The organism is Nonomuraea sp. NPDC049269 (assembly GCF_043197155.1).
GTDB lineage: Bacteria > Actinomycetota > Actinomycetes > Streptosporangiales > Streptosporangiaceae > Nonomuraea.
In genome coordinates, this window is the sequence record NZ_JBICSO010000005.1 from 255,250 (window position 1) to 279,198 (window position 23,949).

Sequence of the window (23,949 nt, forward strand, 5' to 3'; positions counted from 1 at the left end):
CCAGCGCCCCATTCACAGTCACCGATACTGAACGGTACGTGCTCATGGCGTTCACGCTCAGCTTCCTCAAGCGCTTCCGTAGGTCTTTCCGCACGTCAGATGCCGCACCCAAGCACCTCCACCAACCGCCGATGTGGTCTCCGGGCGGCCTGATGGCGAGCCCCGTGCATGTCGAGCAGGTCCTGCACTGGGACCTGCCTGATGATCCAGCCATCATCGGGCAGGCTCGCGATCTGGTCCGCGACACCCTCACTTCGTGGAATCAGCACGACCTGATCGACGACATCACCCTGGTCATCAGCGAGTTGGTCACCAATGCGCTGATCCACGGAGCCCCTCCGATCAGGCTGTGCTTGGGCCTAACCCCCGAGGCGGTGACCGGGCACGTCTACGACCAGGGCGCCGGACGACCTCGATGTCTCACGGTCCGGCACGACTCAGACCATGGCCGGGGTCTGTCGATCGTGGCTGCTCTCACGGACGAATGGCGGTACGAATCGGCCCTCTGCGGTATGGGGAAGACCATCTGGTTCAGCCGCAGTCTGGAACCCGCATCCCCGCCACCAGATTCCACGTAAGAGTCCGGCGGCAGAAGAGGACATGCCCCGAGCCGGTCGTGTTCGGGTCCGACGAGAAGGCCAGGAGCGCCGGAATCTAGACCGTCTATCAGGACCTCGCGCCCTGCTTGCCGATCACGCGCCGATCAGCCAGTGATCGGCGCGTTCATGGTCAGCGTCTCCTCGCCCCCGGGCCCGTTCAGCCGGATCGAGAGCTCCCAGACGCCGGTCATCGGGAACAGCTCGCCCTCGGCGACGAAGTGGCCGGGCTCCGGTTCGCGGGCGGGTGTTTCAGGCATAGCGTGGCCCATCGCGGGCATCACCGCGGACACGGCCACGCCGTCCGGGTCGCCCGAAGTCAGCCGTACGTCCACCGTGACGCGCCCCGTGGTCGGCCGGTCAATCGAGACGGTGCCGGTGTAGCGCGTTCCCGTGATGGTCTGACGGAGCGGGTCGGGGGCCGAGCTTCCGCCCACGATGAGGAACGCCGCCACCGCCACCGCGAGGACCGCGACGGCCACGGCTGCCCGCCTCACGACGGGCTCTCCGATGCCGTGACGTCGACAGTGAAGGGCACGGTCACGATGCGGTCGCCCGTTGCGTACTGGGCCCAGGCGAAGTACCGGCCCGCGGCCGGAAAGCTGAAGGTGAAGTGCAGACGGGGGCCGGGGGAGCCCATCTCGTGTACATGGCCGAGGAAGGCGCCGTCCTGGCTGCGAACGATCAGATGGCCGGTCATGCCCAGCCAGGGACGCACGGTGCCCGACGTGCCGAGTTCGATCGTCGTCGGGCGGCCCGCGACGGGAGCGGCGGGTCGTAGGAGCGGCGGGGCAGCATCAGCGGGCGCCTCGGCCACAACAGACGCGACAGGGTCGCCGCCGACGCGGAACTCTCCGGTGACGAGCTGTCCGCCGGAATCCTCACGCTCCAGCTCGGCATATGCCAGATACCGGCCGGGCCGGTCGGCTTGCATCTTTACCTCCAACCGCCCTGGCGCCGTGCGCAGCGGATGTACGTGGCGGAAGTAGCGCCCGTCCTCGCTGGTCACGATCACGTGGGCGAGGCCCTCGTGGTGGAGGACGAGATCGTCCACGGGCCGCCCGGTGGATCCGTCGATGAGGTCGAACCGCAGCGTGAACTCCGCTCCGGAGGCTGGGCGAGCCGGAGCCGTCACCACCCGGCCCTGCGCGAACGGGCGCCCGCCGGTCAGCGCCCCGGCCGCCGTCCCCGCACTCGTTGCCACAGTCGGCGCCACCGTGGGCGCGGCGCCGTCGGGTGGGGCGGAGGGGAGCATCGGCTCGAAGATGACGGCCATGGCGGCTACTGTCAACCCGATCGCGGTGCCGCCGGCCAGCAGCATCGCCGGACCAGGTCGGGTCAGTGCCCCGGTGAGCAGGCCGCCCACCATCAGCAGGGCCGCCACGAGCAGGCCACCGTAGATCAGCAGCTCTCCCGCCGACCCGCGGTCCACCAGGACGCGGAACGGCAGTACGGCGACCTCGTTCCCGGCCCGCAGCGTGAGCTCGTGCGGACCGGTTGTGTCTACTTTGAGCTGGATGTACTGAGGGTCCCGCGCCGCCCGCGCGATGCCCGTCACCGTACGGCCGTCCGCGACCGAGCGGACCTCCAGGTCGACCGGCAGGTCGGTCACCGGTTGGAAGGCGATGACACCGATCTGCAACGGCCCGGGCACCCGCTTGGTCCCCTTGATCACGATCGTGAGCTCCGTGCCCGCGATCGTCTGGGCGATCCGCAGATCCGCTCCGGCTGAGACATTGTGCGCGGCGGCCGGAGCGGCGCCCGCCAGCATCAGGACGGCGGCGAGACAGAGGACCCGGAGGACTCGGATCATGCCCGCTCGGCGTCGGCCGCGCTGGTCGGAACCGGCTCGGCGGTGACCGCGTTCGGCAGGAACAGCGCTCCCAGCGCCAGGCCGATCAGCCCAGCCACAATCGGCGCCCCGGTCCACAACTCGGGGACAGTGGGCAGCCTACCGGCCGCCACCGACGCGGCCCCCATGTACATCGACCACGTGAGGAACCCCGACAACCCAGCGAACCCCCAGTAAGCCCCCCGCCGCCCACCCGAGGGCCGCAGCCACCGGATCAGCAGGTCACTCACAAGCCCCGCCGCCACGAACGTCAGTAGAATCGACAGGTTCCCGAACGCGGTCTGCGCGCCCGACATCAGAATGCCCACCGCATGCAGAATGGTCACGCTGCCGAACGGCAGACTCCACCGACGCGCCAGCAGCAGCACAGGAGCGAGCGTGACAACGTTGCTGATGACCATGGCACTGGCGATCCGATCGGCACGCGTGCCCTCCACGGAGGAGAAAGCGTCGACGATGCCCGGCCCGCTCCACTGCAGCGCGTCGGCGTACCCCAGGAACAGCGACACCAACGTGGTCGCGAACGCCAGCCCGACCAGCGCCGGGAGCAGCCGGCCGAGCGTGGGCCGCGGGCCCAGGTCGGGGGCGTTCCACGCGGAGCGGAGCGGAGTGGTGATGATAAGCATCATCGTCACGATCAGCCCGAGGTGCGAGGGGCTGAACAGGATGTCGATGGTGGTCTCGATGCCGAGGAAGGTGTGCCACATCAGGTCGAAGAGACCGAAGACGGCGAACGCGGGTATCGCGAGCAGCCCGGCCAGATAGCCCATGGGCACCGCCGCCACTCCCTGGCGGCCGGTCCGGGTGTTACGCCACACCTGCCAGATGATCCAGCCGGCGACCGCGGCGAACCCCGAATAGAACGCCGCGTGCCACGGCGTGAAGAACGTCTCCAGCTGCGTCAGGTTCGTGTGCGCCCAGGCGTCGATCATCAAACCGATGCCGAACCAGACCCCCAGCAGGGCGGTGACCAGGTCCGTTCTGGGTGACACCCACCCGCGCTGCTCCCCCGAGTCCGCGAGTAATCGCCGTATTCCGGCGTTGGCCATAGCCATGTCGAGGCTCCTCTCTTCTAGATCAAATCTTGGCAGACATCGCTGGGAGTCGCGAAGATCGGGGATTGACAACGATGTCAACCCAAGCGCTTGATAGTCCTATGTCGTCGGCACCACTGCTCGAAGCCCGGGAGATCGTCAAGAGCTACGGCCAGGTCGAGGCGCTGCGCGGCGCGGACTTCACTCTGTCACCCGGCGAGGTCGTGGCGCTGATCGGTGACAACGGAGCGGGCAAGTCCACGCTGGCGAAGATCCTCTCAGGCACTGAACGGCCGGACTCGGGGGAGATCGCCTTGGACGGCGAGCCGGTCGCGTTCGGGTCCGTCGAGGAGGCCAGGAGTGCCGGGATCGAGACCGTCTACCAGGACCTCGCGCTCTGCCCGGACCTGAGCCCGGCGGGCAACTTCTTCCTCGGCAGGGAACTGCTCAAACCGGGCCTGCTCGGCCGGCTCGGCTGGCTCGACAACGCCGCCATGCGCGGCCGTACCAAGGAGGCCTGTGAACGGCTCGGTGTCCAGCTCAAGTCACAGGTCGCGCCCGTCTCCACGCTGTCGGGCGGGCAACGGCAGGGTGTGGCGGTGGCGCGCGCGGTGACCTGGGCCCGGCGGGTGGTGTTCATGGACGAGCCGACCGCCGCGCTGGGCGTCCTGCAGACCCAGCGGGTGCTCGACCTCATCCGTGGCGTCCGCGACTCGGGCGTGGCCGTTGTGCTGATCAGCCACAACATGCAGGACGTGAAGGCCGTCTCGGACCGGGTAGAGGTGTTGCGGCTGGGGCGCCGGGTGGCCAGGTTCGACACGGCAAGGGTGTCCATGGAGGACCTGGTCGGCGCCATGACCGGCGCGATCGAGCACGAGAACGGCAGGTGAGCGCCGTGGAGCGGGTAGAGGCGGGCGACCAGGCGCGGCTGGGGACCAGCAGGTGAGCGCCATGGACCGGGTACGGCTGCGGGACCGGCAGGTGGTGTGGATCGCCGCCGTGCTGGCCGTGCTGCTGGTGACCTTCTCGGTGCTGCGGCCGGGCAGCTTCGCCACCTCCTTCAACCTGCTGAACCTGGTCAGCGACGCCGCCATCCTGCTGCTCCTGGCCACCGGCATGACGTACGTGATCATCACGGCGGGCATCGACCTGTCGGTCGGCGGGGTGCTGGTGTTCTCGGCCGTGGCCGCGACGAAGATCATGGAGGCCACCGGCTCGCTCCTGCTTGGCGCGGCGACCGCCGTACTGACCGGTCTGGTCTGGGGCCTGCTGAACGGCGTCCTGGTCGCCAAGGGCCGCATCCCGGCGCTGATCGTGACGCTCGGCACGCTGGGCATGTCGCTCGGCGGCGCGCTGCTGCTGACGGGCGGCGTGGACCTGCGCGCACCCGGCGATCTCAACCTCGGCCTGGGGCTGGCGCGCTGGCTCGGCGTGCCGCAGATCGCGTGGATCTGCGCCGCGATCACCGCCGTGCTCGCCGTCGCGCTGGCGCGCACCCGCTTCGGCCGCCACACGTACGCGATCGGCTCCAACGCCGAGGCTGCCCGCCGCGGCGGCGTGGCCGTGAACAGGCATCTGATCAGGGTGTACGGCCTGGCGGGGCTGCTGGCGGGCCTGGCCGGATACCTGTCGCTCGCCAAGTACGGGATCACCGGCGTCTCCGCCCACTCCACCGACAACCTGCAGGCCATCGCGGCCGTGGTGATCGGCGGCACCTCGCTGTTCGGCGGCGTCGGGACCGTGGTCGGAACCGTCATCGGGGTGTTCATCCCGGTGGTGCTGCAGAACGGGTTCCAGATTCTCGGGGTGCGGCCGTTCTGGCAGCAGGTGGTGGTGGGCGCCGTGCTCGTCGCCGCCGTCTATGTCGACCAGTGGCAGCGCGGCAGGCGCGACCAGTAAGGAGACGACCATGCGCAAGGCTTTGGCACTCGCGACGCTGTTGTTCACCGTCGCGGCCTGTGGTGGTGGGACGACAACCCAGAGTGAGCCCATCAAGATAACGCTCATCCAGGGCCTGGCGGGGGAGGAGTTCTACGAGACCATGGCGTGCGGGGCCAAGGCCAAGGCCAAGGAGCTGGGCGTGCAGCTCGACGTACAGGGGCCGCAGAAGTTCGACCCGACGCTGCAGACGCCGATCGTCAACTCGGTCATCGCCGGCAAGCCCAGCGCCATACTGATCGCGCCGACCGACGTGAAGGCTCTCATCGCGCCGCTCACCCAGGCCAAGCAGCAGGACATCAAGATCATTCTGGTGGACACGGTGGTCGAGGACCCGAGCATCGGCCTGTCCAGGATCAGCAGCGACAACGTCAAGGGCGGCGCCGCCGCCGCGAAGGCGCTGGCCGAGCAGATCGGCGACAAGGGCAAGGCGCTGGTCATCTCCACCGACCCGGGCGTCAGCTCGGTGGACGCCCGGATCAAGGGCTTCGAGGAGGAGATCAAGGCGAACCACCCGGGGATCTCCTACCTGGGCGTCCAGTACTCGCACAACGACGTCAGCGAAGCCTCCAAGATCGTCAACGCGGCGCTGGCCAAGGACCCGGACCTGGCCGGGATCTTCGCCACCAACCTCAACTCGGCCACCGGCGCCGGCTCCGCGCTCCAGCAGGCGGGCAAGCTGGACAAGGTGAAGATGGTCGGCTTCGACGCCGGCCCCGCACAGGTCAAGCAGCTCCAGGACGGGGTCGTGTCGGCCCTCATCGCCCAACTGCCTGGCGAGATCGGCGCGAAGGGCGTCGAGCAGGCCGTCGCCGCGGTGAAGGGCCAGCAGGTCACCGCCTCGATCCCGACCGACTCCACGATCGTCACCAAGCAGAACCTGAACAGCCCCGAGATCCAGAAGGTGCTCTACAAGGCAGGCTGCTGAAGGCCGATAGGCTGGCCCGGTGCGGAGTACGAGCCGGGCCGAGCAGGCTGACCAGCGCAGGGCGGAGCTCCTGGAGGCCACCCGCAAGGTGGTCCTGGAGCGCGGCCTGGCCAACACCCGGATCGCCGACATCGCCAAGTCCATCAACGTCAGCGGCGGCCTGATCCACTATCACTTCGCCACCAAGGAAGAGCTGATCACCGCCATGCTGCGGGCCACCCTCGACATCGAGGGCGCCCGCCTGGCGGAGCTGGCGGCCGGCCCCGGCACCGCGATCGACCGTCTGGACCGGGTCCTGCGCTACTACATCCCCGAGTCCCGCTCCGACCAGAGCTGGCTCCTGTGGATCGACGCCTGGAACACCGCCCTGCGCGAGCCGACGGTCAGCGAGATCATGCTGGACCTCGAATCGGCCTGGCTGGCGGCCCTGACCCAGGTTCTCGCCGAGGGCACGGAGTCGGGCGAGTTCAGCTGCGCGGACCCGGCGGCCTCGGCCGAACGCATCGACGCCATGCTGGACGGCCTGATCATCCGCTACACCCTCCATCCGGAGGTGCTGACCCGCGCGCGCCTGCTGGACCACGCGCGTACGGCGGCGGCCAGAGAAGCCGGCATCGAGCCGACGGCCTTCGCATAGGGAAGGCGCTTTCCCGGGTGGCCTAAAAAAAGCGCCTAGGCCGGCAGCGCGGCCAGGAGGAAGGCAAGGCGCGCGGCGGCGCCTTCGACGTCGTCCGTCGTGCCGAGCCGGTAGCCCCACGAGGTGATGAAACTTCCACTCTCGGAGAGGGTGACGGTCTCGGCCAGGGTCGCGGAGAAGCGGTTGCGCACCGACACATAGGCGGGGTCGCTGGAAAGAGCGAGATTCTGTACCGCCAGGTCGGCGTGACGTCCCGCGTACCAAGCGAACTGCTCAAGGTTGAGCGCGGTATCAAGCATCATCCGTCACCTCCGCAACGTCTCCGCGACAGAATTGCACGATCTTGTGGCGGGAGGCAAGCAATTGCGGCGGTTAATGTGAGGATTGTTTTCGATAATCGTCAAGAATGCTGATGATGACGTCCCGGCCGCCCTCGTCGAACTCCGCGCACTTGGCGTAGTCCTCGAAAGCCCGCACGTAGAAGGCGATGTCGTCGGGGTCCCGCAGCACCAGGTCCTTCGTCATGGTGGCCAGGCCGATCATGGCCTCGTTGTAGATCCAGAACCCGTTGATCGGCGACGAGGGGATCTCGGTGGTGAACGGGATCACCCCGAACTCCACGTTCGGCAGCGTGCTGACCGCCAGCAGCCGGTCGAGCTGGCCGTGCATGACGTCGAGCGGGGCGATCCGGGTGCGCAGCGCCGACTCCGTCACCACGAACCTGAACGTGCGGCTGCGGTCATAGAGGATCTCCTGGCGCTGCATCCGTACCCGGACCGCCGCGTCGATCTGGTCGGCGGCGCTGTAGAGGCGCTTGACCTTGCGGAACACGTGCCGGGCGTACTCGGAGGTCTGTAGCAGCCCGATCACGATCGACGGCTCGAACACCCGGAAGAGCTTGGTGCGCGCCTCCAGGTCCCGGATGTCCTCCTGGAGCGCGGCCAGGCCGCTGCGGTGCCGCTGCTTCCAGTCGTCGTGCCGCTCCAGCAGCGCGATGGACTGCCTGATCAGGTCGTCCGCCGTGTCCGGAGGCGCGTTCACGGCGGCCGCCCAGACGACCACGTCGTCCTCTGTGGCGGTCTGCCGGGCGTTCTCCAGGCGCGACACCTTCGACGGCTGCCATCGCAGCCTTTCGGCCAGCTCTTTGCCCGAAAGGTGAGCGGTCTCGCGCAGCTGGCGTAGCTGGCTGCCGAGGTCGATGCGCGCCTGCTGAAACGACGTCACCGCATGAGGCTAGACGGGGTTGCGTGGATCATGCCAGACCCGGTTTGCAATTGTGATCAATCGATCGCGAAGGGTTTGCTGTCGCTGCTGGGGAAATCGGTTGCCGGAGTTTCGGACAGGACCCGGCGGGCGATTTCGGTGATGAGTTCGCGGGGGACCTCCACCGCCGTCTCGCCGTCGAGCACGTCACGGAGATCCGCGAGCGCTTCTTTGTCGGTGAGTTCAAGACCCTGGATGACGATCGTGCCCCGATCCGTCTCGTACAGGGTGGGGCAGGCGCCCGCCTCCGATGTGGAGCCGAGGAACCGCATGCGCATGACTATCCTTCCCCGAGTATTGCAATTGCGCGCAATTGTACGACTCAGGAGGATATATGTGATCGTTTTGGGAAAAATAGGTATTTAGGGACGGTCGAGAAGTCCTCCCATGAACTCCTGAGCCCTCGCGAACAGGGCCAGCGTGGTGGCGTGCAGCAGGTCGCCGATGTCCCTGGGCGCCTGCCCGGCGCAGGCCCTGGCGTGGCTGCCCTCCAGCACGATGCCCAGCTTGAAGCAGGCCAGCACGGCGTACCAGTCGATGGCCGACAGGTCGCGCTCGGACAGCGCCGTGTAGTAGGCGACGAGTTCGCCCGGTTGCGGCAGCCCCGGGACGTGGTCGTTGTTCGACGGCCAGGTGGCCAGCAGCCAGCCCAGGTCGAGCAGCGGGTCGCCGATCGTGCACATCTCCCAGTCGACGATCGCCGCCACGCGCGGGCCGTCGTGGGCGAACATCAGGTTCGCGAAGTGGTAGTCGCCGTGCATGACCCCTGGCGTGAACGTCGCGGGCCGATGTTGCTCCAGCCACTCGGCCGTCTCGGCGAGATGCGGGATGTCGGGTCCGGGGTAGCCGTCGAGCCGGCCGTAGGAGTCGAGTTCCTTGAGCCAGCGCGGCACCTGCCGTTCCAGGAACCCGTCGGGCCGGCCGAAGCCGGGCAGCGCGGCGGGATCGACCCGACCCAGCTCGGCCAGCGCGGCCGCCGCCTCCAGCCCCATCCGGTGCCGGATCGCCGGATCGGCGGCGTGCGGCTCGGGCAGCCCGGTCGACGGGTTGAACCCGTCGACCGGCTCCATCAGATAGAAGACCGGCTCGTCCGCCGTCTGCGCGGCCACCAGCCTCGGCGCGGGCACCGGCGTGTCACGCAGCACCGCGAGCACCCGCGCCTCCCGGCGCAGCACCTCGTTGCTCTTCTGCCGGGCGTGCAGGGGAGGTCTGCGCAGGATGTACGGGGTGCCGCCGCGCTCGAAGCGGACCATGACGTTCTGTGTGCCGCCGAGGACAGGGACGGCGCCGCTGATGACACCGCCCGTCAGGCCCTGGGCGTCCATCCAGGCGCCGAGCGCGCCGAAGTCGATGACACCGACGTCGATGTGGGTGGAGGTCATCGCCGCCCTCTTGTAGAATGATGTTCTAGTACCCTATGAGACCCCCGTTCGAGCGGTCAACCGAGCGCCTGCATGAACGGCAGGAACTGACGGCTCCTGTCGCCAGGCAGGTCCCCGCCCAGCACCATGAGCGAGACCTGCCACGGGTCGCCGATGCCGTGCTCGCCAGCCCACCTGACCAGGCCGTCCTTGGCCAGGTCGAGATCCAGTCGCACGACGCCGCCCACGTGCAGGGCCAGATCGCCGATCAGCGCCTCGGCGGTCTCCTGGTCCCGCGCCACGACCGGGCCGATGACGACGTTGTCGTCGTTGCGCCACGCGTGGCCGAAACCGCCTTCGGCGATCCGCACCTGCTCCCCGAAGCCGAACATCCGGCCCAGCAGCGCCGACCTGTCCGTGCCGAACACCTCCGCGTCCAGCGCCAGAATCTCGTCGAGGTCCGCCGCCGTGGCGGGCCGGGTTCTTCCGGAACGCTCGCCCCGGAAGACGCCGGTGCACTTGGCGACCCTGCCGACGGTACGGAAGCCGAGCCGCTCGTACAGCGGGCGCCCGTTCTCGGTCGCGTGCAGCGACACGACGCGGTCTCCCGCCTCCCGCAGCGCGTGCTCCATCAGCTTGCCCGCCAGCCCCTGCCTGCCGTACCTGGAGGCGGTGAGGACCATGCTGATCACGGCGTGGTCTTGGCCGTAGCGGGTCAGGATGGTCGTCGCGGCCAGGCCGTCCCCGTCGGGCGCGTCGATCCCGTACACCTCGCCGACCTCGAACAGCAGCCCCCACTTGTGCCGCTCGGGCGGCCAGTCGCGGTCCTGGGCCAGCCGGGTGCAGTCGTCCAGGTCGGTGGGGGAGAGCAGACGCGGGTTCATGCGGGACATCTTCCTGGTCCCCGGCCGGTCGTTCAAAACGATTTACTGAGCGTGTGGATTGTGTTGTGGCGGTGGATGTGGGCGGGACGACGATGAAGGGCGGACTCGTCGGCCGTGACGGGGCGCTGTTGTACGTGGAGCGCCGGGCCACGCCGCGTGCCGAGGGCCCGGAACGGGTGGTCGCCGCCGTCTCGGCCTTCGTCACGGACTTGTCCCGTCCGCGCCCAGTCGGCTCGGACGGTGCGGTTCTGGAGCCTGTCGCAGTGGGGCTGGCCGTGCCGGGGCTGGTGACGGCGACGCGCGCGGTGTTCTCCGCCGCGCTCGGCTGGCGTGACGTCCCCGTGGAGGCGTTCACCCAGGTGAGCCTGCCGGTCGCACTCGGCCACGACGTGCGCTCGGCGGGGGAGGCCGAACTGGCGTACGGCTCCGGAACGGGCACGATCGCCGATGCCCGCACGGGCTCGACCAGCGGCACCGACACCGGCACCGGAGCGGGCGTCGATGCCGGTGCCGACGCCCGCTCCGGTGCCGGTGATGTGCTGTACCTCCCCATCGGCACAGGTATCGCGGGCGCGGTGGTCCTTTCCGGGCGTCTGTACGGCGGGGCCGCCGGCTGGGCGGGCCAGATCGGCCACATCCCGGTATGGCCCGACGGCGTCCTCTGCGCCTGTGGCCAGCGCGGCTGCCTGGCGGCGTACGCCTCGGCCTCGGCCATCGCGGCCCGCTGTGGCGAGGACTCCGCCGCCGACGTGGTCGCCCGCGTGGCGACGGGAGACGCCCAGGCGACAGAGGTGTGGAACGAGGCAGTGGAGGCGCTGTCCCTGGCCCTGGCGACGTACACCCTGCTGCTCGACCCCGCCCTGGTCGTCATCGGCGGCGGCCTCTCGCTGGCGGGCGACACCCTGATCGCACCCCTGCGCACCCGCCTGTCGGCCCGGCTCACGTTCCGCCATCCGCCCGCCCTGCGCGTCTCCACTCTCGGCGTCCACGCGGGCCTCATGGGCGCGGGCCTCCTGGGCTGGCGCGCCCACGAAGACCACGTATGAACTGCTGAGTGCGGTCGGCGAACGCCGCGCTACCGGTCACCGTGAGCGTCCGGGAAACGTGCTTGATCACGGTTTGGTGTCGCGCGACCGGCCGATCTTGACGTGGGAGCACCCATGAGACGTTATTAGAACGTATGTTCCCATTTATCTAGGAGGTCCTCGTGCGCCACCGACTGGCTCGCCGATTAGCCGCTTACTGCGGCGCCGCCGGCCTGATCACCGGCCTGCTCACTGTCGCGGCCCCCGCCGCCTCGGCGGCCGACACCACGACCGACCTCGGGGTGACCTTCGACTCCTACACCGCCGACCTGGCCGTCGGCGGCGGCCAGGTGTTCGTCCCCGCCGACGACCGGATCATCGTGGCCGGCACCGAAGGAAACCTCACCGGCGGCGTCGTCACCGGCCTGTCCGGCGTCCGCGAGCTGGCCATGAACGCGGACGACACCCGCCTGTACGCGGCGCTCACCGGCTCGAACGAGGTGGCCGAGATCGACACCGCGAGCCTCGCCGTCATCCGGCGGATCGACCTGTCGGCCCACCCATGCCCGTCCACCCTGGCATTGCTGGGCGAGCGGCTGTGGGTGGGGCACGGGTGCGACAACGGCCCTGGCGGCGTCGTCAGCCTGGATCTGAGCGCGGCCACACCGGCGCCCGTGGCGGTCGGGGGCGAGCACCTGCGCGCTCCCGTGCTCGCGGCCGCCGGCGACACGCTCGTGGCCGGCCGAACCAGGCTGCACCACGCCGACATGCTGGTCTACGACGTCGGCGGCGGCACCCCGGAGCTGCGCGGCACGATCGACGGCAAGCAGTGGCGCATGGACTACCTGCGCGACCTCGCCCTGACCTCCGACGGCACCACCCTGTTCGCCGCGGCCGACACCCCCGGTCACTTCACCAGGTACGACACCAGGACCCTGGCGGCGACCGGCACCTACGGCGACGGCTGGGACGGGTACCCGTCCGCCGTGGCGCTCGGCTCGGACGGCGCGTACGTCGCGGCCGGACGCCAGTGGGGCAGCACCGACCTCACCCTCTACGACGCCGCGACGGGCGCGGAGCTGTTCGCGGCCGACCAGCCGGACGCCGAACTGCTCCCGGACGGCGTCGCGTTCTCCGGCACGGACGTCTTCGCGCTGCTGCGCAGCTCCACGGATCGGCTGCTGCTGTGGCGGGTGACGGGCGTCGCGCTACCGGCCACCAAGCTCACGGTGACGGCCCCCGCGGATGCGTACGCTGGCTCGCCGATCACCGTCGAGGGGCGGCTCACCCGCGCCGACGGCGAGGCGCTCGGGCTCAAGTCGCTCACGGTGATCCAGTACCTGCCCGGCTGGACGAAACTGCCGATCACCGGCGTGACGACGCGGCAGGACGGCACGTTCACCTTCCAGGACACGCCCGTCTTCGAGCTGCCGCCGTACGTCGGCGAGGTGATCTACTGGGTGTTTTGGGACGGCGACGACGGCCACCGCCGCAGCAGCGCCTCCGTCACCGTGACGGTCAAGCGCGAAGCCACGCTCACCCTGACAGGGCCGCAGTCCGGCGTCGCCGGCACGGCCGTGGAGCTGAGCGGCGTCCTGACGGCGGGCGGCAGGCCGCCCTCTCCGGGGTCCACGCTCACCGTGCAGCGCACCCTGTACGTCAAGGGCACCAGCGGTAAGGCCGTCAAGCTCCCGCTGGTAAGGGTGAACGCCGACGGCACGTACACATTCACCGACACGCCCGCCATCGCCGGCAGGTACAGCTACCTCGCGTTGTGGTCAGGGGACGCCGCGGCCGGCCCGGCCAAGGCCACCCATCAGATCATGGTCGAGTGAGCTGACGGCCATGCCCGGCCATCGGGCCGGGCACAGGGAATCCGTCACGGAAACTGGGATCCTACGGGTCAGCCCACGACACGCTCTGGTGTGTCCAGCCAGATGCGCTGGCCCTCGGGGGTGACCGTCATCCCGAAGCGGTCACGACCGGGCTCACCCCAGCTCACCCACTGGAAATAGGCGTCCACGGCCTCCTGCCATACGGCCCGGTCGCCGATCTGGAAGGCCTCGTACTCCTCACGCTTCGGTTCCCAGGTCGCCGCCGCCCACTGGTCGCTGCCGCCGATCACCCACATGCGGAAGAAGTCATCACGCCGGTAGGTGGCGGAGCGGAGCCCGGTCAGCGCCGAGATCGCCAAGTCGGCTCCGGCAGGGGCGTGAGCGATGGCGCGCGGATCGATCCTGGTCTGGAACTCGCGAGCGGTCGCGGGGTCGACGTCGCTGAGTTCGGCTGGGCGCTGAGAGCGCATCATCATGTACGAGGCGAACCCCGGGAAGCGGCCGGTCGCCGTACCGTCCGGACCGACCACCAGCCGAAGCGCGTGGTCGGTGCCGAAGCCGGGGCAGTACGGAGCCACGATCACCGCACTGGGCCGGGACTGCTCGACCCAGGCGTAGGGCACGGTGTGGATGCCGCAGGTGACATGCACCCGGTCATAGGGGCCGCCGTCAGGCAGGCCGTCGGCCCCGTCGCCGGTGATCAGGCGCGGCTGCACCCCGGCGGCGGCGAGGTTCTTGGCGGCTCGCTCGGCGACGGCGGCATCCACCTCGATCGACGTCACGCTGCCCTGCTCGCCGACCAGGTGAGACAGCAGGGCGGCTGTCCAGCCGGTGCCGGTGCCGATTTCCAGGATCCGATTGCCAGGGTCGGGGTCCAGGAGCTCCAGCAGGTGCGCGACTGTGCTGGGAGCCGAGGACGACGACGTGTACTGCCTGGACGCGGCCCTGATGTCGGTCTTGCCGTCGTCGAGCTGGGTGACGATCGAGTGCTTGGAGTAGACGGTCTCCCACCACCGGCCGGGATCGGCATCACGGTCGATGATGAACGGCTCGTCTTCGTCTGCGGCGGCCAGCGCCACGGCTGGGATGAACAGGTGGCGGGGCACCGCGCGGATCGCCGCCTTGACGGGCTGCCCGATGTCCCCGCACACGTCGGCGTGATCGATCAGTCGCTCGATCCGCTGAATGGTGTCGTCGTCCATTACTTCTGGCCGTCTTCAGGGTCCTCGGCATGTGAGCCGCCGGGCTTGCGCAGCTGGTCGAAGTTGCCTCCGGGATCGGGCTTGAACGGCTCGTCCTTGGGGCTCTTAGGGTCTTCGTGCTTGCCCACGTTGATCTCCTTCTCCGGACTGGCCATCCCGTCGTAACCGTACGACTACAGACTGAGACCAGACAAGCGGATTCCGCCATCAGGGCAGCAGCGTCGCCGGTACGTCGATCGGCTGGACGCGTAGCTGCTCGCCGAGGGCCTTGGCCTGGGGATCCATGCGGGGGCTCGCCGCCACACCCCTGCCCAGCAGGCCGTGGACGACGAAGTTGAGCGCGTGGAGGTTCGGCAGCTCGTAGCGGGTGATCCGGTAGGCGGCCAGGCCGGGGAGGAGCTCCTTGAGGCGGTCCGTCGTCAGGTGCGCCGCCAGCCAGTCGTACCGCTCCGCCGTGTCGACCCAGACGCCCAGGTTGGCGTTGCCGCCTTTGTCTCCCGAGCGGGCGCCCGCGATGCGGCCCAGCGGGGTGCGAACAGTGAGCGGAACGTCCGAGGCCCCCATGTTGGTGGCCCGCTGTGCTTGCGCGGGTGGGGGTATCTCCTCGCGGTCCGCGAACGATGGCGCCTGCTCGTCGTCCACGGGCAGCGGCACCTCCTCTCCGTCCAGAAAGACGCGGGGACGCACCTCCGAGGCCGGTACCAGGACCGGCCAATACACCCCGTACGGCGACGCGTTGCCCGGCGGGGTGAGGCCGTAGAAGCCGGGGTAGCTGGCCAGCCCCGTCTCCACCACGGCCGAGGAGAAGGCCCGGCCGGCGCGGCGCTGGTCGGCGTCCATCACCGTGATCCGCAGCAGCCCCCCGTCCTCCAGCGTGACGTCCACCGAGTCGAACGACTCCCGGGGGATCCTGGCCCAGAGTGCCTCCTCCGCCAGGCGGGCCTTGGCCTCGAGGTCCAGGCCCGTCAGCACCAGCGTCATCGTGTTGCGGTATCCGGCCAGGTAGTTCACCGCGACCTTGAGCGTGCCGGGCGGCGGCTCACCGCGTACGTTCGAGACGCGGACCCGGTCGGGGCCGTCGTCCGACAGCGTGATGGTGTCGAAGCGGGCCACCACGTCCGGCCCGAGGTAGCGGGGCCCGGCGATCTCGTAGACGAGCTGGGCCGTCACCGTGCCGATCGAGACCAGGCCGCCCGTCCCCGGGTGCTTGGTGATCACTGAGGAGCCGTCGGCGTGCAGTTCGGCGATGGGGAAGCCGCAGTGCGCCAGATCCGGTACGTCCTGGAAGAACGCGTAGTTGCCGCCCGTGGCCTGGCAGCCGCACTCGATGATGTGGCCCGCGACCACCGAGCCCGCCAGGGGATCGAGGTCGCCGGGCCCCCAGCCGTACCGCCAGATGCCGGGGCCCGTCACCAGGGCGGCGTCCGTGACGCGGCCCGTCACCACGACGTCGGCGCCCGCCGACAGGGCCGCCGCGATCGGGCGCCCGCCCAGGTATGCGTTCGCGGTCAGGGGTGGGGCAGGCGCCTTCTCGCCGGTGTCGGCGTTGGTCAGGTCCAGGTCGCGGCCGATGAGGTCGTCGCCGGTGACGTGGGCGACCCTGGGGGACAGGCCGAGGCGGCCGGCGAGCTCGTGTACGGCGGCGGCGCAACCGGCCGGATCCAGCCCGCCGGCATTTGTCACGATTTTTATGCCTTTATCGAGACAAGTGGCCAGGACCTCTTCGAGCTGCGCCAGGAACGTCGGCGCGTAGCCGGGGCGGCCCTTGAGGCGGTTCCCGGCCAGGATGAGCATGGTCAGCTCCGCCAGCCAGTCGCCCGTGAGGACGTCGATCGGCCCGCCCTCGACCATCTCTCGCGCGGCCGACAGCCGGTCACCGTAGAAGCCACTGCAGTTGGCGATGCGCAATGTCATGTGCCGGGAACCCACTTGGCCGGGCGCTTCTCCATGAAGGCCGCGATGCCCTCCTGGCCCTCCTCGGAGGTGAAGCGCTGGGCGGAGAGCGCGCTCATCTGCCGCAGCCCCTCCTCGAACGACACGCCCGGCAGGTCCCTGACCAGCCGTTTCGTGATGGCCAGCGCCTCCGGACCGCCCTTGAGCAGCATTCCGGCGTAGTGCCGCACCGCCGCGTCGAGCTCCTCAGCGGGTACGGCCCGCGTCAGCAGCCCGATCTCGACCGCCCTGGCCGCGTCGAACACCTCGCCGGTCAGGAAGTATTCGGCGGCGGCCCGGGGATCGAGCCGGCGCAGGACCGGCACGGAGATCATGGCGGGCACGACGCCGAGCCGTACCTCCGAGAACGCGAAGGAGGCCGTCACCGGCGCGATCGCGAAGTCGCACGCGGCCACCAGGCCGAGCCCGCCCGCGCGTGCCGTGCCGTTGAGGCGGCAGATGACCGGTTTCGGGCTCTCCCAGATCAGCGCGAGGATCTCCGGGAACGACGCCGTCACCGGTGCGTCGCCGACGCCCGAAGCCGGCTCGACGCGCTGCTCCTTCAGGTCGGCGCCCGAGCAGAACACCGGGCCCGCGCCGGTCAGCACGATCACCCGCACGTCCGGCTCGGTCAGCGCCCAGTTCAGCCGCCGTTCGAGGTCGCCGAGCAGCCGTACGGACAGTGCGTTCCTGTTGGGCGGCGAGTCCAGCGTGATCGTCGCGATGCCGCCGGCCAGCTCCTTGTGGACCAGGCTCGTCATGGGTTCCCCTCCTGGATGATCGCCAGCACGGCTCCCGCCTCGACCTGCTGCCCCTTCTCGACGTGTACGCCGGAGACGACCCCGTCGGCGGGCGCGGCGATCTGATGCTCCATCTTCATCGCCTCCAGCACCAGCACCGCCTGGCCCTTCACCACGCGGTCACCCGGCTCGACCTCGACCCGCAGCACGCTACCCGGCATGGGGGCGAGGAGGGAGCCGGGCGCGACCTGCTCGACGGGCTCAGGCAGCCGGGGCGCGGGCGTCAGCTCGACGGAGCCGCTGGGGGAGTCGACGCAGACCTTCCCGTCGTAGTGGGCGATCTCGAACGCATGCCGTACGCCGCCACGTTCCAGGACGATCCTGGACGGCTCTGCGGTGATCAACTCGATGCCGTCGGGGAGCGGCTGGTAAACGGCCTCGGCCTCGTGGAAGACGGCCCGCAGGGGCTGCGATCGGACATTCCGCCAGCCGGAGGGCAGGCTGCGCAGGACCGGCGCGGCGGCCCGGTTGGCGGCGGCCTGCGCCAGGGCGGCGGCCAGCACGGCCAGCTCGTCGACGGGGCCGGTGCCGCTCAGGTCGTGCTCGTCGAGGAATCCGGTATGCGTGTCGCCTGCCCTGAAATCCCGATTTTTCAGTACCTTCAGCAACAAATCGCGGTTGGTGGTGAGGCCGTGGATCTGTGCGTGTCGCAGCGCTGTCGTCAGCTTCCGTACCGCCTCCTCCCGAGACGAGCCATGAGCGACCACCTTGGCGAGCATCGCGTCGTAGTGAGGGGAGACGACCGACCCGGCCTCCACCCCCGAATCAACCCGTACGTCCCCGGGCACTTCGAAGCGGCGCAACGTCCCTGTTTGAGGAAGATAGTCCCCGTCCTCCGCGTACAACCGCACCTCGACCGCATGCCCCTTGGGCACGGGCGCGGAGCCGGACAGAGCCTTCCCCTCAGCCACCTCGATCTGCAGCCGCACCAGATCGACCCCGTAGACCAGCTCGGTGACCGGATGCTCGACCTGGAGCCGGGTGTTCATCTCCAGGAACGCCACCTGATCCCCCTTGACCAGGAACTCCACGGTGCCGGCGCCGACGTACCCGATCTTCCTGGCCGCTCTGACCGCCGCCGCGCAGAGCTCGTCCCTGATCCGCTGGGTGATGCCCGGCGAGGGGCACTCCTCCACGACCTTCTGGTGCCGCCGCTGGATGCTGCACTCCCGCTCGCCGAGCGCCCACACGGTCCCGTGGCGGTCGGCCAGGACCTGCACCTCGACGTGCCTGGCCCCTTCGAGCAGCGGCTCGACGAACACGGTCCCGTCACCGAACGCCGCCTCGGACTCGCGCCGCGCCGACGCGATCTCCCGATCGAGCTCGCCGGCGTCGCGCACCACCCGCATGCCCCGCCCACCGCCACCGGCGGACGCCTTCACCAGTACGGGAAACTCCGTGACGGCCGCCGACAACGATGGCAGCACCGGCACTCCGGCCTCGCTCATCAGCCGCTTGGCCTCGATCTTCGACCCCATGGCCGCGATGGACTCGGGCGGCGGGCCGACCCACACCAACCCGGCGTCCAGCACGGCCTGGGCGAAGTCCGCGTTCTCGGACAGGAACCCATATCCCGGGTGCACGGCGTCGGCGCCCGCCGCCTGGCAGGCCGCCACGATCAGCTCGATGTCCAGGTAGGTATCCGCGGGTTTGGCACCGCGCAGCCGTACCGCGAAATCGGCCTCGGCCACGTGCGGTGACCCGGCGTCGGCGTCGGAGAAGACGGCCACGGTCTCGATGCCGAGCGACCGGCAGGTGCGGAAGACGCGCCGGGCGATCTCGCCCCGGTTCGCGACGAGCAGACGGGTGATCACGGGCGGAACACCCCGAATCCCGCCGCCTCGGGCACCGCGGCACTGTTGATCGCCGACAGGCACAGCCCCAGCACGGTCCTGGTGTCGCGCGGATCGATCACCCCGTCGTCGTAGAGCCGCCCCGACAGGAAGAACGGCAGCGACTCTGCCTCGATCTGTGCCTCTACCATGGCCCGCATGGCCGCGTCGCCCTCCTCGTCGTACACCTGGCCCCGGGCCTCGGCGGACGCCCGCCCGACGATCGACAGCACCCCGGCGAGCTGCGCGGGCCCCATCACCGCGGACTTGGCGCTCGGCCACGCGAACAGGAACCGCGGATCGTAGGCCCGGCCGCACATCCCGTAGTTGCCGGCTCCGTAGGAGGCGCCCATCACCACGGTGAGGTGCGGCACGGTCGAGTTCGACACCGCGTTGATCATCATCGCGCCGTGCTTGATGATGCCGCCCTGCTCGTAGTCCTTGCCGACCATGTAACCGGTGGTGTTCTGGAGGAACAGCAGCGGAGTACGCGACTGGTTCGCGAGCTGGATGAACTGGGTCGCCTTCTGCGATTCCTCACTGAACAGCACCCCTCGCGCGTTGGCCAGGATCCCGACCGGATAGCCGTGCAGCCGCGCCCACCCCGTCACCAGCGAGGCCCCGTACAGCGGCTTGAACTCCTCGAAGTCGCTCCCGTCCACGATCCGCGCGATCACCTCGCGCGGGTCGAACGGCACCTTCAGATCCTGCGGCACGATCCCGAGGAGCTCCTCCGCCGGATATCCGGGCTCTTGTACGGTCAGCGGGGCGGTGCCGAGCTTGCGCCAGTTCAGCGACCGGACGATCTGCCGCCCGATCCGCAGCGCGTCGTGCTCGTCGAGGGCCAGGTAGTCGGCCAGGCCGCTGGTGCGGGCATGCATACCGGCCCCGCCGAGCGACTCGTCGTCGGACTCCTCGCCGGTCGCCATCTTGACCAGCGGCGGTCCGCCGAGGAACACCTTGGCCCGCTCCTTCACCATCACCACGTAGTCGCTCATCCCGGGCACATAGGCCCCGCCGGCCGTGGAGTTGCCGAACACGAGCGCGATCGTCGGCACCCCCGCTGCCGACATTCGCGTCAGGTCACGAAATATCCGCCCGCCCGGGATGAAGATCTCCTTCTGCGTCGGCAGGTCCGCGCCACCGCTCTCCACCAGATTGACGTACGGCAGGCGGTTGCTCAGCGCGATGTCGGCGGCCCTGAGCGACTTCTTGAGCGTCCACGGGTTCGACGCGCCGCCCCTGACCGTGGGATCGTTCGCGGTGATCACGCACTCGACGCCCTCGATCACCCCGATCCCGGTGACCACGCTGGCGCCCACCGGGAAATCGCTGCCCCACGCGGCCAGCGGCGACAGCTCCAGGAACGGCGAGTCGGGATCGACGAGCAGCTCGATCCGCTCGCGGGCCAGCAGCTTGCCTCGTCTCCGGTGCCGCTGCACGTACTTGTCGCCGCCGCCCGCGACCGCCTTGGCCTGCTCGGCGTCGAGCTCTTCCAGCTTGCCCAGCATCGCCGCGCGCCGCTCCCGATAGTCGGCGCCGCTGGGATCGAGCCTGCTCCGGATCACACGCCCTCCTGTTGCCAACCTGACGCCGACGTCAACCCGATGGCCCTGGCCCAGAGCTTGGTGAGCAGCTCCACGGCCGTCCGCTCGTCCGCGCGTTCGCCCAGGTCAAGCCAGACGTGGGCGAAGTGCTCCACCATCCCGCCCAGCATGACGGCCGTCAGCCGGGGATCGAGCGCAGGGTCGGCCAGACCCTGCTCCTGCAGCCGCCTGAGCCCCTCGGCGCCGCGCCGTACGAACACCTCGCGCAGTTCCAGAAGCAGCCCGCGCAGGCTCTCCTCGGCCGTGGCGGCCTGTTCGAGCATCCGGACCAGCCGCGAGTTGGCCGCCCAGGCACGCAGGTAGAGCCGGTTGGCCGCCTCGATCCGCGCGTACGGGTCGCCGGGCACGCCGGGACCCACGACGCTGGCCGTGAACATCTCCCCGACCACCGCCGCCGCCACCTCGCCGAACAGCGCTTCCTTGGAGTCGAAGTAGGTGTAGAACGTGCCGTGCGAGACCCCGGCCCGCGCGCAGACGTCGTCGATGCGCACGGATTCGTAGCCGTGCTCGTCGAACGCGTCCCGGCCCGCCCGCACGAGCGCGTCCCTCGTACGCCGGCCTCGCGCGGTGAGCTCGGACTTGACGATCACGTCAACTAGCGTAACCCGCCGCCTTGGCACGCGAAAAGCCCTCCACGACGATCCTTTCCGTCGTGGAGGGCTTGATTCGGCTATGTCAGGTGCAGTGGCTCCAGCCGGACTTCCAGGACGCGGTTCCCCAGGATCCGCCCCAGATCACGCACTTCTTGACGGCCGCGACCCTGACCGGGCCCGCGTAGGCGGTGAACTTGCCCGGGTTGCCGCCGCTGCCACCGTTCTGGACCTGGAGCGTGGCGTTCATCGAGACCTTGCCGGGATACACCAGCTTGGACATCGTCACCACGCAGTTCTTGCCGTTGCCGTACAGCAGGTAGATCGTCGCGTTTCCGCCCAGCGCGTGGCTGTCGATCACCTTGTAGCCGGCGCCGCACACCGACGCCGCGCTGTAGGGGTTCGGCTTGGGCTGGACGGTCGGCTTCACCGTCGGCTTGGGGGTGGTCTTCGTCTTGGTGGCGGTCGGCTGGGGGAGGCTCTCGGTCGGACCCTCGGTGGGCTTGGTCGTGGGATCGGGGTCCGGGTCCACCATGTCGGTGGGCTTGGCCTTGGTGGGCTTGGTCGTGGGCTTCGGCTCCGGCTTGTGGGTCGTGGGCCTCGACGTCTGCGGGACCGTGGGGACGGTGACCGGGACCTGGTTGCTCGGGTCCTGGATCACCTGCTCCTTGGTCTTGGTCTTCGTGGGCTCCGGCTCTTCCAGGGTCGGGACCGGCTGGGAGACGACCGGGCTGTCCTCCGTCAGGGGCGGCTCGACCGGCTGGCCGGCGCCTGAGCCGTCGGTGGGGGTGGCTTCGGAGGCGGCTTCCACGTTGATGACCTTTTGCGCGGGGTTGCTGTTGGCCTGCACCACGACCGCGCCACCCACGACCAGCAGGGCCGCCGCGGCCGCGCCGGTCAGGGCGAAGGTCAGGGTACGGCGCTGCTTCGCCGAACCGGCGTCAGCCGCCTGCGGCCCCTGCCCCGGACCGCCTGGACCACCCGCGTTTGGCCCGCGACCGCCGGGGCCGTATGCCGGGCCGCCCGCGCCGAACCCCGGAGCGCCGCCCTGCGTCGGCATGCCGCCTATGGGCTGCCCCGGAGCGCCCGCTCCCTGGGGCATGGAGCCTTGCCGCATCGTCGGACCGCCGGCCGCTCCCTGACCTCCGGCAGGCAGGCCCTGGCCGCTCGGCCCGCTGCCCTGCGGGCCGCCCGGCGCATTTCCGTACTGTCCGCCCGGAGCGCTGCCGTGCGGCCCACTCTGACCGCTCGGCGCAGACCCGTGCTGGCCGCTCGGCGCATTACCGTACGGCCCGCCCTGGCCGCCCGGCATGTTGCCGTGTGGCCCGCTCTGACCGCTCGGCGGGTTGCCGGGCATCCCAGCCGAACCGGCGGGCATGCCCTGGCCGCCGCCGGGCATCCCAGGGCCGGTCGGGCCGGTGCCGTGCGGCGTTCCAGGTGCGGCGGCTGGGCCGGTCGCCGACGGGCCGCCTGCCGCCGCCATGGGGGCCGGGGCGCCGCTCTTCGTCGCGCCGGGATGGCCGAAATGGCCGATCTGACCCGTCTGAACGGGCTGGGAGGCGGAGCTGGGCTGCATCCAGGGGCCGGGGTAGGAGTCCTGCGGGTTGGCTCCCGGCTGCGGCCCCGTACCCGCCTGGGCGCCCGCGACGGCGCTCATCCGGGCACCCGTGGTCAACGGGTCCACGGCCGCCGGAGGCGCCGGCTGCCCCGTCAGGCGCACGATCAGCTCGTCCGCGCTGGGCCGCTGCGACGGGTCCTTGGACAGGCACGCCGCCACCAGCTCGCCCAGCGCACCCTCCATCGCGCCCAGCTCCGGCTCCTCGTTCAGGATCCGGTTCATCACCACGGGAATCGAGTCGGCGCCGAAGGCGGGCTTGCCCGTCGCCGCGAACACCATCGTGACGCCCCAGGCGAACACGTCCGCCGCCTCGGACACAGCGGCTCCGCTGAGCTGCTCGGGCGCCAGGTACGACGGCGTCCCCATGGCCATGCCCGTCGCCGTCGCCCCAGGGGAGTCCAGCGCCCTGGCGATGCCGAAGTCGATCACGACGGGACCCTCGGGCCCCATGAGGACGTTCGCGGGCTTGAAGTCGCGGTGCAGGATGCCGGCCCGGTGGATGGCCGCCAGCGCGGTCGCCGTACTGATCGCGAGCCGCTCCAGCGCCGCTCCCCGGCGCGGGCCCTCGTTGATGACCATCTCCCGCAGGGACGGCCCCGGCACGTACTCGCTCACGATGTACGGCCGGCTGCCCTCAAGGTCGGCGTGCAGCACCGGAGCCGTGCAGAACCTGGCCACCCGCTGCGCGACCGAAACCTCGCGCAGGAACCTGGTCCTGGCCTCGGCGTCGGCCACCAGCGCGTTGTGCAGCAGTTTGACCGCCACCTGCTCGCCGGTGTCACTTTGGCCGAGGTACACGATTCCCTGGCCGCCCTCACCAAGCCGGGCGACGAGGTCATAGGCCCCCAGCCGCCGCGGGTCGTCCGCCGCCAACGGCTGGTGCTGATTCACGCTGTACCCCCAAGACCTCGCATAACAAAACGATAGATGGGGCAAAAGCTACCAGCGTGACCCTTGGGGCGTTGCCCAGACCTGTCAGATGTTTCCCCTTTTGACGCGACATGTCAGTGTTTTC

23 protein-coding genes are annotated in these 23,949 nt (G+C 69.9%); 7 read left to right on the top strand and 16 right to left on the bottom strand.

What is annotated here, in order from left to right:
• Nucleotides 1-44 precede the first annotated feature (44 nt).
• Nucleotides 45-578: an ATP-binding protein gene (locus tag ACGFNP_RS28705; RefSeq protein ID WP_393324181.1), complete on the top strand. Its 534-nt coding sequence runs from the start codon at nucleotides 45-47 to the stop codon at nucleotides 576-578.
• A 125-nt stretch (nucleotides 579-703) separates the two neighbouring features.
• On the opposite strand, the gene ACGFNP_RS28710 is transcribed toward ACGFNP_RS28705, so the two are convergent.
• From ACGFNP_RS28710 to ACGFNP_RS28720, 3 genes are read right to left on the bottom strand one after another with little or no spacing between them, the layout of a single operon-like run.
• Nucleotides 704-1,093: a hypothetical protein gene (locus ACGFNP_RS28710; RefSeq protein WP_393324184.1), complete on the bottom strand. Its 390-nt coding sequence runs from the start codon at nucleotides 1,091-1,093 to the stop codon at nucleotides 704-706.
• Complete coding sequence (locus tag ACGFNP_RS28715; protein ID WP_393324187.1) at nucleotides 1,090-2,409, bottom strand: hypothetical protein; 1,320 nt, start codon at nucleotides 2,407-2,409, stop codon at nucleotides 1,090-1,092. The genes ACGFNP_RS28710 and ACGFNP_RS28715 overlap by 4 nt, the downstream gene beginning before the upstream one ends.
• On the bottom strand, nucleotides 2,406-3,503 hold the full coding sequence (locus tag ACGFNP_RS28720; RefSeq protein WP_393324189.1) for a hypothetical protein: 1,098 nt from the start codon (nucleotides 3,501-3,503) through the stop codon (nucleotides 2,406-2,408). Before ACGFNP_RS28720 ends, ACGFNP_RS28715 begins: the two co-directional genes overlap by 4 nt.
• A 101-nt stretch (nucleotides 3,504-3,604) precedes the next feature.
• Between ACGFNP_RS28720 and ACGFNP_RS28725 the strand changes: the two genes are divergently transcribed.
• The 4 genes from ACGFNP_RS28725 (at nucleotide 3,605) to ACGFNP_RS28740 (ending at nucleotide 6,985) form a co-directional block, all read left to right on the top strand.
• Nucleotides 3,605-4,372, top strand: coding sequence for an ATP-binding cassette domain-containing protein (locus ACGFNP_RS28725; protein WP_393324192.1), 768 nt, complete (start codon nucleotides 3,605-3,607; stop codon nucleotides 4,370-4,372).
• Nucleotides 4,373-4,433: 61 nt separating this feature from the next.
• Nucleotides 4,434-5,381, top strand: coding sequence for an ABC transporter permease (locus ACGFNP_RS28730; protein WP_358315651.1), 948 nt, complete (start codon nucleotides 4,434-4,436; stop codon nucleotides 5,379-5,381).
• Between the two features lie 10 nt (nucleotides 5,382-5,391).
• Nucleotides 5,392-6,348, top strand: a complete 957-nt coding sequence (locus ACGFNP_RS28735) for an ABC transporter substrate-binding protein (protein ID WP_393324194.1) — start codon at nucleotides 5,392-5,394, stop codon at nucleotides 6,346-6,348.
• Nucleotides 6,349-6,367: 19 nt separating this feature from the next.
• A complete protein-coding gene (locus ACGFNP_RS28740) occupies nucleotides 6,368-6,985 on the top strand; it encodes a TetR/AcrR family transcriptional regulator (protein WP_393324197.1) in 618 nt (205 codons plus the stop codon).
• 35 nt (nucleotides 6,986-7,020) lie between these two features.
• Here ACGFNP_RS28740 and ACGFNP_RS28745 read toward each other — a convergent pair whose 3' ends face one another.
• The 5 genes from ACGFNP_RS28745 to ACGFNP_RS28765 all read right to left on the bottom strand — a co-directional run bounded on the left by ACGFNP_RS28745 (nucleotide 7,021) and on the right by ACGFNP_RS28765 (nucleotide 10,493).
• Nucleotides 7,021-7,284: a hypothetical protein gene (locus ACGFNP_RS28745; protein WP_393324200.1), complete on the bottom strand. Its 264-nt coding sequence runs from the start codon at nucleotides 7,282-7,284 to the stop codon at nucleotides 7,021-7,023.
• Between the two features lie 73 nt (nucleotides 7,285-7,357).
• On the bottom strand, nucleotides 7,358-8,209 hold the full coding sequence (locus tag ACGFNP_RS28750) for a helix-turn-helix transcriptional regulator (RefSeq protein ID WP_219529548.1): 852 nt from the start codon (nucleotides 8,207-8,209) through the stop codon (nucleotides 7,358-7,360).
• Nucleotides 8,210-8,265: 56 nt separating this feature from the next.
• On the bottom strand, nucleotides 8,266-8,526 hold the full coding sequence (locus ACGFNP_RS28755; protein ID WP_358312913.1) for a hypothetical protein: 261 nt from the start codon (nucleotides 8,524-8,526) through the stop codon (nucleotides 8,266-8,268).
• A gap of 84 nt (nucleotides 8,527-8,610) precedes the next feature.
• Nucleotides 8,611-9,630, bottom strand: coding sequence for a phosphotransferase family protein (locus tag ACGFNP_RS28760; RefSeq protein ID WP_358312910.1), 1,020 nt, complete (start codon nucleotides 9,628-9,630; stop codon nucleotides 8,611-8,613).
• Nucleotides 9,631-9,686: 56 nt separating this feature from the next.
• Entirely contained in the window at nucleotides 9,687-10,493 is an 807-nt protein-coding gene (locus ACGFNP_RS28765; RefSeq protein WP_393324205.1) for a GNAT family N-acetyltransferase, read from the bottom strand.
• A gap of 65 nt (nucleotides 10,494-10,558) precedes the next feature.
• Between ACGFNP_RS28765 and ACGFNP_RS28770 the strand changes: the two genes are divergently transcribed.
• A complete protein-coding gene (locus ACGFNP_RS28770) occupies nucleotides 10,559-11,539 on the top strand; it encodes an ROK family protein (RefSeq protein ID WP_393324207.1) in 981 nt (326 codons plus the stop codon).
• Nucleotides 11,540-11,700: 161 nt separating this feature from the next.
• On the top strand, nucleotides 11,701-13,353 hold the full coding sequence (locus tag ACGFNP_RS28775) for a YncE family protein (RefSeq protein WP_393324209.1): 1,653 nt from the start codon (nucleotides 11,701-11,703) through the stop codon (nucleotides 13,351-13,353).
• Nucleotides 13,354-13,421: 68 nt separating this feature from the next.
• On the opposite strand, the gene ACGFNP_RS28780 is transcribed toward ACGFNP_RS28775, so the two are convergent.
• From ACGFNP_RS28780 to ACGFNP_RS28815, 8 genes are all read right to left on the bottom strand, one after another.
• A complete protein-coding gene (locus ACGFNP_RS28780; RefSeq protein WP_393324211.1) occupies nucleotides 13,422-14,555 on the bottom strand; it encodes a methyltransferase domain-containing protein in 1,134 nt (377 codons plus the stop codon).
• Nucleotides 14,555-14,683, bottom strand: a complete 129-nt coding sequence (locus ACGFNP_RS28785; protein WP_358312896.1) for a hypothetical protein — start codon at nucleotides 14,681-14,683, stop codon at nucleotides 14,555-14,557. The genes ACGFNP_RS28780 and ACGFNP_RS28785 overlap by 1 nt, the downstream gene beginning before the upstream one ends.
• Before the next feature lie 79 nt (nucleotides 14,684-14,762).
• Nucleotides 14,763-16,469, bottom strand: a complete 1,707-nt coding sequence (locus ACGFNP_RS28790; protein ID WP_393324214.1) for an acyclic terpene utilization AtuA family protein — start codon at nucleotides 16,467-16,469, stop codon at nucleotides 14,763-14,765.
• On the bottom strand, nucleotides 16,466-17,248 hold the full coding sequence (locus ACGFNP_RS28795; RefSeq protein WP_358312892.1) for an enoyl-CoA hydratase-related protein: 783 nt from the start codon (nucleotides 17,246-17,248) through the stop codon (nucleotides 16,466-16,468). The genes ACGFNP_RS28790 and ACGFNP_RS28795 overlap by 4 nt, the downstream gene beginning before the upstream one ends.
• Nucleotides 17,245-19,101, bottom strand: coding sequence for a biotin carboxylase N-terminal domain-containing protein (locus ACGFNP_RS28800; protein WP_393324217.1), 1,857 nt, complete (start codon nucleotides 19,099-19,101; stop codon nucleotides 17,245-17,247). The genes ACGFNP_RS28795 and ACGFNP_RS28800 overlap by 4 nt, the downstream gene beginning before the upstream one ends.
• Nucleotides 19,098-20,630, bottom strand: a complete 1,533-nt coding sequence (locus ACGFNP_RS28805) for a carboxyl transferase domain-containing protein (RefSeq protein ID WP_358315649.1) — start codon at nucleotides 20,628-20,630, stop codon at nucleotides 19,098-19,100. The genes ACGFNP_RS28800 and ACGFNP_RS28805 overlap by 4 nt, the downstream gene beginning before the upstream one ends.
• Nucleotides 20,631-20,683: 53 nt before the next feature.
• Nucleotides 20,684-21,316 carry a TetR/AcrR family transcriptional regulator gene (locus ACGFNP_RS28810; protein ID WP_358312834.1) on the bottom strand — a complete coding sequence of 211 codons (633 nt, stop codon included), beginning with the start codon at nucleotides 21,314-21,316 and terminating at the stop codon, nucleotides 20,684-20,686.
• 85 nt (nucleotides 21,317-21,401) lie between these two features.
• Complete coding sequence (locus ACGFNP_RS28815; RefSeq protein ID WP_393324220.1) at nucleotides 21,402-23,825, bottom strand: protein kinase; 2,424 nt, start codon at nucleotides 23,823-23,825, stop codon at nucleotides 21,402-21,404.
• Nucleotides 23,826-23,949 lie beyond the last annotated feature (124 nt).

What these genes read in the sequence shown, in the direction of transcription:
- ACGFNP_RS28705 (WP_393324181.1), top strand. Translation starts at nt 45, where the DNA reads ATGGCGTTCACGCTCAGCTTCCTCAAGCGCTTCCGTAGGTCTTTCCGC.
- ACGFNP_RS28715 (WP_393324187.1), bottom strand. Translation starts at nt 2,409, where the DNA reads ATGATCCGAGTCCTCCGGGTCCTCTGTCTCGCCGCCGTCCTGATGCTG.
- ACGFNP_RS28720 (WP_393324189.1), bottom strand. Translation starts at nt 3,503, where the DNA reads ATGGCTATGGCCAACGCCGGAATACGGCGATTACTCGCGGACTCGGGG.
- ACGFNP_RS28725 (WP_393324192.1), top strand. Translation starts at nt 3,605, where the DNA reads ATGTCGTCGGCACCACTGCTCGAAGCCCGGGAGATCGTCAAGAGCTAC.
- ACGFNP_RS28730 (WP_358315651.1), top strand. Translation starts at nt 4,434, where the DNA reads ATGGACCGGGTACGGCTGCGGGACCGGCAGGTGGTGTGGATCGCCGCC.
- ACGFNP_RS28735 (WP_393324194.1), top strand. Translation starts at nt 5,392, where the DNA reads ATGCGCAAGGCTTTGGCACTCGCGACGCTGTTGTTCACCGTCGCGGCC.
- ACGFNP_RS28745 (WP_393324200.1), bottom strand. Translation starts at nt 7,284, where the DNA reads ATGCTTGATACCGCGCTCAACCTTGAGCAGTTCGCTTGGTACGCGGGA.
- ACGFNP_RS28755 (WP_358312913.1), bottom strand. Translation starts at nt 8,526, where the DNA reads ATGCGCATGCGGTTCCTCGGCTCCACATCGGAGGCGGGCGCCTGCCCC.
- ACGFNP_RS28760 (WP_358312910.1), bottom strand. Translation starts at nt 9,630, where the DNA reads ATGACCTCCACCCACATCGACGTCGGTGTCATCGACTTCGGCGCGCTC.
- ACGFNP_RS28765 (WP_393324205.1), bottom strand. Translation starts at nt 10,493, where the DNA reads ATGAACCCGCGTCTGCTCTCCCCCACCGACCTGGACGACTGCACCCGG.
- ACGFNP_RS28780 (WP_393324211.1), bottom strand. Translation starts at nt 14,555, where the DNA reads ATGGACGACGACACCATTCAGCGGATCGAGCGACTGATCGATCACGCC.
- ACGFNP_RS28790 (WP_393324214.1), bottom strand. Translation starts at nt 16,469, where the DNA reads ATGACATTGCGCATCGCCAACTGCAGTGGCTTCTACGGTGACCGGCTG.
- ACGFNP_RS28795 (WP_358312892.1), bottom strand. Translation starts at nt 17,248, where the DNA reads ATGACGAGCCTGGTCCACAAGGAGCTGGCCGGCGGCATCGCGACGATC.
- ACGFNP_RS28805 (WP_358315649.1), bottom strand. Translation starts at nt 20,630, where the DNA reads ATGCTGGGCAAGCTGGAAGAGCTCGACGCCGAGCAGGCCAAGGCGGTC.